Origin of the sequence: Bacillus fungorum (assembly GCF_002746455.1) — a bacterium.
In the GTDB taxonomy this organism is placed as follows: Bacteria; Bacillota; Bacilli; order Bacillales; family Bacillaceae_G; genus Bacillus_A; species Bacillus_A fungorum.
In genome coordinates this window covers 1-7,730 of record NZ_NWUW01000067.1, presented here as the reverse complement: position 1 = coordinate 7,730, position 7,730 = coordinate 1, and the positions used below count along the sequence as shown (strand labels likewise).

The window sequence follows — 7,730 nt, the reverse complement described above, 5'->3', positions numbered from 1 at the left end:
TCTTTTGTTCAGACGTTGGCAGATAGAGAAATGATCGTTTGGGATATGTATTCAAACCATATGTCACAAGAAAATATCGGGAAGAAAGTCGGAGTTACTCAGACTCAAATCAGCCGTATATTAAAACAAATCAACGAAAGAGCTGCAGCTTTCGGGAGAGCGCAGGGAGTTGCAAAGTAGTATCAATTTTGAAAGTTATACAGAAAGTTGGAGTTACATTTTGTTGTGGTTAGGATTCCTTATAGGTTATTTAGTTTCCGCTTTATGCTTAGTTTTCTTGATATACAAAATAGGACAAATGAATAAAGCAGAGGGACGTTGGTATCAAATTAACTTTATTAAGGAATCAACAAAGAAGGAAGCGGCGCAACTGAAAGAGATAAAGAATGATGGGAAGAAAGCCCAATAAAATTTGAATTTTGTAGAAAAATAAAGAATAGAATTTTCTTGGTGTCAGCTTGTCACCATTGTCCTCAACTTACCATATTATTAAAAGAAACTAACTTTATGCTATGAAAGGAGAAATGAATATGTCACAAGCAAATTTACCAAATATTACACCGGATATTACTTTATCTAGAACAGAATCTTTGGATTTGATTATTGCATCTATTGCATTAGAAGAACTAGCACTTGCGCATATTCTAAATGCAGAAGCAGAAAAAATTCAATACGTGTTAGGAACATTGCCTGGTTTATCACCAGCAGCAACCATCAGCAATGTACTAGCAGTGAATGAAAGTGTGAATTGTGTGTTGCAAACTGCAACACAGAAACAAATGTATTTGCAGAATAAGTTAAAAGAGGTGTTGAAAGCTCCCTCTTTAACTGGTCCACCTGGACCGACAGGGCCTACAGGACCTGCGGGAGGGCCAACAGGTCCAACGGGTGCTACAGGACCTACTGGGATTTGTCCAACGTGTCCTACAGGACCGACAGGGCCTACAGGACCTGTTATTACAGGTAATAATGCTAGTTTCACTACTCCTGCTAGTATATTTGTAGGGGCTGGTCAAGCAATTCCTTTAGCCAATAATGCTGTTATTAATGGAACTGCGATCTCTCATGTACCAGGATCAACAGATATTATATTAGCACCTAATCAAACTTATTATGCTTCTTATGAGTCTTCAACGAATTTGGGTCAAAATAATCAGGGAAGTGTAATATTAGAATTACAGTTAAATGGAAATTTAATATTAGGAACACAGAGTGAGTATAATGGGTTGCAAAATTTAGCTATAACTACTTCTTCTCGATTTTCGTTAAGTTCAGGAATAGTGTTTAATACAGGTAATGATCCGAATATTTTAACATTGGTGAATACTTCAGGTCATGCTATAACTGCGGAAGGAACTAATGTTAGTGTAATAAAATTACAGTAGTATAAATATATGAATGATTGATTATCTAAATTAGAGATTAGTCAACGGTAAGCGGAACGAAGTGAGGATTAAGGAGTTGGCTGACTCACTATACTATCATCAAATCCTCTTATGATTTTGTGTATTAGGAGAATGGAAAGTACCATTTGTATCCCCGCATAAGGTGTGGGGATTTACATAAAGAGAAGACATCGATGAGTGTTACTTAAATAAATAATTTTTAATTAATAAAATCCTTATTTAAGTGGAAAAAGAACGCCCGAGAAAGCGTTCTTTGACCAAGAGTCTTATTGTATTGATAAGTGAAAATGTACAGCAATACATCATATGTATGTTTTGAGTTTACGTGTAAAATTTAAACAAAATCTTTATTTTATAACAAACGAAAAAGAGCACACATATAAGTATGCTCTTTAACAAGAAAGGTAGATTTCTATGAGCAGCGAGTCTCCATACAATAACATATGCTTGTCCAGTAAAAAGGTGAAAAGAATTTTAACCAAAACGCTATTTGAATAGCCCTGGGAAAATACCGAAGATATCTAAAATAATTAAGAGAGCAGTTCCAATTATCAAAAATAAATATTTAAGAACTTTGAGTGTTGTTTTCATTAATTCGCCCCTAAGTTTTTGATTATTTTAGGTAGTTAGGCAGATTTTTATACAACTAAAAACGTCATTTGAAGGGAGAGTGATCAGGATGGAAGTTCAATATAATACACAGGGCAGAATGAAGTACCATCCGAATCATAAGAAGCCACACAACGAAAGAATTAGCCTACATATGTAAGTATTATGGATTCGGAAGGGTAAAAGGGATTGCTTTATCGCTAGGCAGAACAGAAACAACGATTAGGCAGCTGGTGAATGTTTTAAGGAAGAATGGGACATTTGAAAAATATAAAGCTATGGGTGAGTAATTACAACAAAAATTTCATTTTGTAGAAAAGGGGAATGGATATGGAAGTTATATATACAAAGTGGCATAACAATTACGATGAATTGACATTAGGTCAAAAATATAAAGCAAGTTTATATAAAAAAGGATGGTTGCTTATAGAAATAGGATTGCAACGATCATTGTATCGAGAAGAATGCTTTACTGTAGTTTCATAATAAGAGCAGCCAGCAAAAGCTAACTGCTCAAAACTTGTGTGTGAGTTTTAGTTTTTACGCTTAGTAAATTTAATTGTGTATCTCAAGATAATCGATGTCAACAAAAGTGTTTCCTGATTTTGGATCTTTTTTACCAAGTGTTTTTATTTCGAGAGTATGTTGACCAAATTCAAGGCCCCTAATTGGATAGATAAGTCTTGGATTTAAAGGACCAGGCCCTCTCTTTTCATATAGGTTAATTGTTGCTGAATAGTTTCCATCAATAAATACTTCAGCATATCCATAATCAACAGACCTATTTCCATACCAATCAATACCAGTTCCAGTAAAAGTATAATTCATGACACTATCTTTTTGATTTGAAATATGTCTAGTTTTATTGTGAAAAACATCAACAAATGATTGATTAGGTGCCCAAATAAAAGTCTCCCAAGCTCCAGTGTAACTAATTTTAACGTCGTCGATAATCGAAGTATTAGGAGTTGTTATTGAAGCGGTGTTGGCTGAAATTTTTGATGTGTTGAATGTAGCTAATGAAAAAAGCAATCCACATGTAATGGTTCCTAAAGCTAATTTTGTCTTAATTTTTTTCAAAGTATTTATCCTCTTTTCAATATGTAAATATACATTATTTGATTTATTTTATTATTATAAATGAATTTTATAATATTTAATAGTTATTACTATATAAAAAGATATAGAACTTTTGAGTCTCGTTTTAGGTTAACCATTCTTATTATGTTATGTAACTTAAGAATAAAGGTTTAATAAAATAATCCATTTAAAGTGAGGTAGAGGGAAATGGAGGATAACATAAAGCTTTTAGGTGATGATGGGATGTTAGGGATGGAGTTTAAGGAACAAACGATTTGTGTATATAACACAGAAGGTAATGTGATGGAATTACTTTCAACAAAAGAACAGGTTCAAGAGGCTATCGATTTTCTTGAAGAATGTAAAAAGGAAATGAAATAACCATTTAAAAAGAGCAGCTAGCTGTCGCTAGGCTGCTTTGCTCCTAATGGAGTTCTAGTTATGTAATTTAGATGAAGATACTACCTACTAGGATTAAGGCTCCTAGCAAAATTAGAGAATCAACTAAAATCAAGAACTGGTTTTTCTGTGGCTTTTTCAATTCCTTTATCAAACTAAAAACTGCACTCATTCCGAAACAAATATATAACAAAATCATTATTGTTCCTGACATACTAAACACTCCTAATATATTGATAAATTAATTATATAACGAAAAACATGTACATGTAAGTTTCTAACAAAATCGTTATTGCATAGCAAACGAAAAAGAGCACACATATAAGTATGCTCTTTAACAAGAAAGGTAGATTTCTATGAGCAGCGAGTCTCCATACAATAACATATGCTTGTCCAGTAAAAAGGTGAAAAGAATTTTAACCAAAACGCTATTTGATTTGGGTTTAAAAATACCATAAGTACCCTATAAAAAATAAGGATAACACTAAAAATATAAATAAAAAACATTTAAGGATTTTGAGTGATGTTTTCATTACTTAACTCCTGATTTTTGGTTATTTTATGTGGCTAGGCAGATATTTATACAACTAAACAAAAACTTCATTTTAATAGAAAGGAGGGGTGGCTTTGATTAAAATACTTGAATTGTTCGGAGGAATTGGAGCGCCTAGAAAGGCACTTGTTAATTTAGGGATAGATCATAAAGAAATCGATTATGTAGAGTGGCAAGCTAATAGAGTAAAAGCATACAACGCTTTGTATGACCATCTACATAAACCGCAAGATGTTCGGGGATGGAACTTGCAACCAGATATTTTAGTTCACGGGTCACCATGCCAAGACAACAGTAGAGCGAATAAATCGCGCAAAGGTAATGCTGAAGATTCACGCTCTCAATTGATGTTGGAAACGCTACGGATAATTAAAGAAATGGGTGAATGGCGACCTAAAGTCATCATTTGGGAGAACGTGAAAGGCGTGTTAGACCGTAATGTAATATCGGTATTCAATTATTATTTGAAAGAAATGGAGAAGCTGGGATATACAAATTCATTTGATGTATTGGATGCTAGAAAATTCGGAGTGCCACACGCAAGAGAAAGAGTGTTTTGCATCTCGTTACTAGGAAATGAAACATTTGATTTTAGTAAGTTGCAGCACAAGCCAATGAAGAATATAAAAGAATTTTTGGAGTATGGACCAGATGATGATATACCGTCACAGTACCTAATCAATATTCCATCGATGCTAAATAGAATTAAAGAATTCAATCCTGATACGAGTGGCAGCTATAAGCGAAGACTAGATGTAATTGATGAATATTGCTATACCATAACTGAAAGGCAAGATCGTTGCCCGAACGCAGGGATTATTCGATTAAGTGAACCACAATATCGATATTTAACAGAACGTGAGTGTTGGAGATTACTAGGATTCGGCGATGAAGATTACGAGCTTATGCTAAAAGAGTTTCCAACTAAACCAGGAAAACGAAATGCAACGTTATATGCATTAGCTGGTAACAGTATTGTAGTTGATGTTTTAGAAGCAATATTTGAAGTGTTACTTGATATGCTGCAAGGGCAGTTGAAAGCAAGTTAGTATAAAAATTTCATTTTGTGGAAAATCAACTAAATAAAACGAGCACTCTAGCACAAGTGCTCGTTTTAAAAAATGACGTCATTCATTATGTTATGTTTGTGAGTCATGAACAAGTGAGGTTCAAAATAGTTTATTCACATTCCAATAAATAGGTGCCTGTACTAAAAAGCAGCTAGCAAAAGCTAACTGCTCATATAAGGAAATCGGAGAAAGATAACCATGTGCCTATATTATTTACGGAATATTGAGTTTTATTCAAAGGGACTTATAATCTATAAATTAGATTATGATATTTGCTATTACCCATATCGCCCAGAAAAGGACTAAAAATTCTATTGAAATCCAAAGTGCTTTTTTCTCAGTTTTTTTAAATTCTTTTATTAAAGAGAAAACAGCACTAATTGCTATAAGAATGAAAAGAACGAGTCGAATCGTATCCGGCATTTTAACCACTCCTAATATTTTAAATTAAATTCATTATATAACGATTTTTAAATTTTTTGGTAATTACTGAAGAGAATTAAGCAAAATTTAAACAAAATGATCCATTTGTAGAAAAGGGGGAAGGGAAATGAGGGCTGAACATGAAAAGTCACAGTCCGTATATAAGTATCCTGATGACGGAGTAATAAGATTGGAATACAAGAAAAGAGGTAAAGGTCTAGGCTATGCAAAGCATCCGAAATACAGATTGTATTATAAAGGGAAAAGAAAAATGATTGGAAGCTCTAGCTTATTTACTATTCAAGATGCAATACGGGTTGGTAAAACAAAGAAATATGAAATTGATAATTCGATAGAATAATCTTTTGATAAGTAAGTAGATAGAACGGAGGGGAACCGTATCGTATGAATCAACCTTCTAGGCATGTAAATGAAAAGGAAATACGGCCTTTCGTGATAGAAGAGTTACAAGAATACCGCGTGTTAAAAGTGAAATTTAAAAATATAGAAGAGCAAGCGGCGTTCGGAGTCGAATTATTATTTCCGGAACTTAGAAAATGTACGGAAGATGAAATTAGATATAGACAATTAAAGCGAGCATTTGAAGAAGCTTTGGATGAGGACGAGCAGCAGATACTCAAAATGAAGTATATGAATCGTAAAGAGTTAAATGATGAATACATTTATACGATGCTCGGAATGAAGAGAGGGAAATATTATAGAAAGAGGAAATCTGGTGTTTTACGATTCGCAAAAGCACTTAGTATGACATAAGAATAGAACTTTTGGGGTACCATTTAGGGCACTGTTTTGGGCACTAAATCAGGTACCTTTTTACATTCAAATCGGCGATACGATATTCCTACAGTTACTTGTTCTTTGAAAAGAGCATAACGTGGGGATAACGTATCTATGCGCTCATAATCTATGACCATAGCCCCTTTATCAAAACGTTACTCGGTCGGAATGGGCGGAGAATGAAAAAGATGAAAAGACCAATTACATGTATATATTCAGCCGCGATGCATTTGTATCGTGGCTTTTGTGTTTCTTATTGAGCCTGGTAAATTTACTGGGTTGATTGGTGACATAATACCCTTTTCCTATATCTAAATCCGTGAATGTAGTATAATAAACGGCATCGAGATAATAGAAAGAGGGGGATTAGATGAATCCACAGGCCACATTGGAAGCTGCAAAAATCGCTGCAGAAACAGCTGCGAATAATGCTTACATTACAGGAGTATCTGCAATTTTTGTAGCGCTCATAACAGGAGCTATTACATTGAGAATTACATGGGTTAACAACAAAAGGCAAGATGATAGATGGCGTGCAGATTTCTTTTTAAAAATAAAGTTTGAAGCGGTTAATGATTTTATAACGAAATTGAATACTGCTTTAAAAAATTTAGAGTATTTCTGTTCTGAAAAAGGCCATTATAATATGCAAGTGACTTTAGATTTAAGAGAAAAAGATCCAAATCACCTACCACCTAAAAAAGATTATGAAAAAGATTATGTAACTATTGAAAGTGTAAATCAATTTATACAATTAACAAAAGAGAAAAGTGGAATTTTAGAAGAAAGTTTTTCGGATTTGGATAAATCCTATGGACTAATTAAAATATATTTTAGTTCAGAAGAATATGAGGTTTTCGCGAAAATTATGGGCGAGATTCGGAGATATGACCATTATATTTCTGGTAATGTAAGACGATTTAAAGGTATGCAGGATATTGATTTGTTTAAGATATTTCTACATAATTGCGCTACATTATATAAAAAAGATTTTGAAAGAATTATATCATTGCAAGAAGAGTTAGAGATAATATTAGCAGGAGAATTGTATTCAAATAAAGTCAAGGCAATGGAAAGATAGTTAAAAAAGCACCTTAATAGGTCATAGCCATCAACTTAAGAAAATGAATAAAATAACGAAATTAGGGCACCCTTTCATGCAGTACTGCATGAAAGGGTGTTTTAATTTATGGCTATAAACAATGACACACCAGTTGAGGAGCTACGCATGTTAGGAGAAGAATTCCAAAACAAATTTTCTATTCATCACCTACAGGAACTTGCGTATCAAACAGGTATGATTCAACGAAAGCGAAAATTTCAGGCACAGGATCTTGTATCACTCTGTGTATTTTTGGGACAAACAATCAGTTCTGAGTCCCTAGTTAGTCT

At 33.5% G+C, this 7,730-nt stretch carries 10 protein-coding genes and 3 pseudogenes; 11 read left to right on the top strand and 2 right to left on the bottom strand.

The features are described from left to right. The 5 genes and pseudogenes from CO726_RS30045 to CO726_RS32060 all read left to right on the top strand — a co-directional run. Positions 1 to 180: pseudogene (locus CO726_RS30045) on the top strand (Trp family transcriptional regulator); the annotation flags it as partial. Next, positions 170 to 409: a hypothetical protein gene (locus CO726_RS32065; RefSeq protein WP_099686734.1), complete on the top strand. Its 240-nt coding sequence runs from the start codon at positions 170 to 172 to the stop codon at positions 407 to 409. The pseudogene CO726_RS30045 and the gene CO726_RS32065, both read left to right, overlap by 11 nt. Before the next feature lie 121 nt (positions 410 to 530). Beyond that, positions 531 to 1,385 carry an alpha-helical endospore appendage domain-containing protein gene (locus CO726_RS30035; RefSeq protein ID WP_099686733.1) on the top strand — a complete coding sequence of 285 codons (855 nt, stop codon included), beginning with the start codon at positions 531 to 533 and terminating at the stop codon, positions 1,383 to 1,385. 700 nt (positions 1,386 to 2,085) lie between these two features. After that, positions 2,086 to 2,305: pseudogene (locus CO726_RS33100) on the top strand (DNA-entry nuclease). Positions 2,306 to 2,345: 40 nt separating this feature from the next. Next, a complete protein-coding gene (locus tag CO726_RS32060; protein WP_169513115.1) occupies positions 2,346 to 2,501 on the top strand; it encodes a hypothetical protein in 156 nt (51 codons plus the stop codon). 69 nt (positions 2,502 to 2,570) lie between these two features. Here the strand turns inward: CO726_RS32060 and CO726_RS30025 are convergent, their stop codons facing one another. Beyond that, positions 2,571 to 3,095: a hypothetical protein gene (locus CO726_RS30025; RefSeq protein ID WP_099686732.1), complete on the bottom strand. Its 525-nt coding sequence runs from the start codon at positions 3,093 to 3,095 to the stop codon at positions 2,571 to 2,573. Between the two features lie 207 nt (positions 3,096 to 3,302). On the opposite strand from CO726_RS30025, the gene CO726_RS32055 reads away from it, so the two are divergent. Both CO726_RS32055 and CO726_RS30015 read left to right on the top strand, forming a co-directional pair. Further along, entirely contained in the window at positions 3,303 to 3,476 is a 174-nt protein-coding gene (locus CO726_RS32055) for a hypothetical protein (protein ID WP_169513114.1), read from the top strand. Positions 3,477 to 4,121: 645 nt separating this feature from the next. Beyond that, the gene (locus tag CO726_RS30015) at positions 4,122 to 5,096 is read left to right on the top strand and encodes a DNA cytosine methyltransferase (protein ID WP_099686730.1); all 975 of its coding nucleotides are present in this window, start codon (positions 4,122 to 4,124) and stop codon (positions 5,094 to 5,096) included. Between the two features lie 279 nt (positions 5,097 to 5,375). Here the strand turns inward: CO726_RS30015 and CO726_RS32050 are convergent, their stop codons facing one another. Continuing rightward, positions 5,376 to 5,540, bottom strand: a complete 165-nt coding sequence (locus CO726_RS32050) for a hypothetical protein (protein ID WP_099686729.1) — start codon at positions 5,538 to 5,540, stop codon at positions 5,376 to 5,378. Positions 5,541 to 5,667: 127 nt separating this feature from the next. On the opposite strand from CO726_RS32050, the gene CO726_RS30005 reads away from it, so the two are divergent. The 4 genes and pseudogenes from CO726_RS30005 to CO726_RS29990 form a co-directional block, all read left to right on the top strand. Next, positions 5,668 to 5,901 (top strand): hypothetical protein, encoded by a 234-nt coding sequence (locus CO726_RS30005; RefSeq protein ID WP_099686728.1) that lies wholly within the window; start codon positions 5,668 to 5,670, stop codon positions 5,899 to 5,901. 44 nt (positions 5,902 to 5,945) lie between these two features. Further along, positions 5,946 to 6,314 carry an ArpU family phage packaging/lysis transcriptional regulator gene (locus CO726_RS30000; protein WP_099686727.1) on the top strand — a complete coding sequence of 123 codons (369 nt, stop codon included), beginning with the start codon at positions 5,946 to 5,948 and terminating at the stop codon, positions 6,312 to 6,314. A 394-nt stretch (positions 6,315 to 6,708) separates the two neighbouring features. Continuing rightward, the gene (locus CO726_RS29995; protein WP_099686726.1) at positions 6,709 to 7,419 is read left to right on the top strand and encodes a hypothetical protein; all 711 of its coding nucleotides are present in this window, start codon (positions 6,709 to 6,711) and stop codon (positions 7,417 to 7,419) included. Positions 7,420 to 7,527: 108 nt separating this feature from the next. Further along, a pseudogene (locus tag CO726_RS29990) lies at positions 7,528 to 7,730 on the top strand (IS4 family transposase); the annotation flags it as partial.